At 77.0% G+C, this 1,124-nt stretch carries 1 protein-coding gene; it reads right to left on the bottom strand.

Annotated elements, in window-relative coordinates:
* Positions 1–46: 46 nt before the first annotated feature.
* Complete coding sequence (locus DZF91_RS23445; RefSeq protein ID WP_117359513.1) at positions 47–727, bottom strand: spermidine synthase family protein; 681 nt, start codon at positions 725–727, stop codon at positions 47–49.
* Positions 728–1,124: the final 397 nt, after the last annotated feature.

Here is a 1,124-nt window from a genome sequence, read left to right as displayed (position 1 = left end):
GGCGCGGCGGGCAGGCGCGGCGGGCAGGCGCGGCGGGCGGGCGGGGTCAGGTGCGGTGGGCGAGGTAGACGACGTCGGGTTCGCCGCGCGGCACCGGCACCGGCAGCACCTCCACCCGGCCGAACCGGCTCCGCAGCAGCTCCTCGAACGCCGGCGCGGCGCCCGCGCTCCACACCGCCAGCACGCCACGGCCGGTGAGCCGCGCGGTGAGCAGGTCCAGGCCGTCCGGGCCGTACAGGCGGGCGTTGCCGGGCGTGACCGTCCAGTCGGGGCCGTTGTCGACGTCCAGGCACAGCACGTCGTGCCGGGACGCGTCGGCGGCCAGGTGGTCGACCAGGTCGGCGGTGACGACGCGCGTCCGGGGATCGTCCAGCGCGCCGCCGGAGAACGGCCGCAGCGGCGCGTCCGGGCCGCGGTGCCAGCCGACGACCGCGGGCTCGCGCTCCACCACCGTGACCGCGCCGACCCGGTCCAGGCGGGCCGCCTCGGCCAGGCTGAACCCCACGCCGAGCCCGCCGACCAGCACGCTCACCGGCCCGGACCCGTCGTCGGGGACGGCCTGGACCGCCGCCGACACCAGGAGCCGCTCCGACTCGCCGTTGCGGGTGTCCATGAGGAACACCCCGTTGCTGATGATCTCGTGGTGGTCCCCGGCGCGGCGCAGGACCAGCTCGCCTCCGACCCCCGCCGCGCGCTCCACCACGTCCGCCTCGACCCCGGTCCTCATGCGCACGACCCTAACCGCCCCATCCGGCCCCGCGCGGCCCGGCGGAACGGACCGGCCACCGCGGAACCCCGCCGGGACGATCACCGGAGGCCCGTCCAGGACGGTTGAATCTTCGCAGAACATCTTTCGCCGCTCCGACCAGCGCACGGCGGACCCCGCCACGCCGAGCACCGCCGTTACGGCAAAACCACGGCAACAAGTACGTAACAATGGCTCGGCTATGGCATCGCGATCGCGGAACTCCCAGGCAGAACACCCCACGTCCCCGGCCGTCCCGGACGCCCCGACGGCGGGCGGGTGGACGGCGGCGACCGCACCGAAGGCCGCGCAGGCGCGGACGGCGGCGGCCCCCGCGACCCGTCCGCGCCGGACCCGCCTGCGCCGGACGGCGACGGCC

Source organism: Actinomadura logoneensis (genome assembly GCF_003428695.1).
GTDB lineage: Bacteria > Actinomycetota > Actinomycetes > Streptosporangiales > Streptosporangiaceae > Spirillospora > Spirillospora logoneensis.
This window is presented reverse-complemented; position numbering and strand designations above follow the sequence as displayed.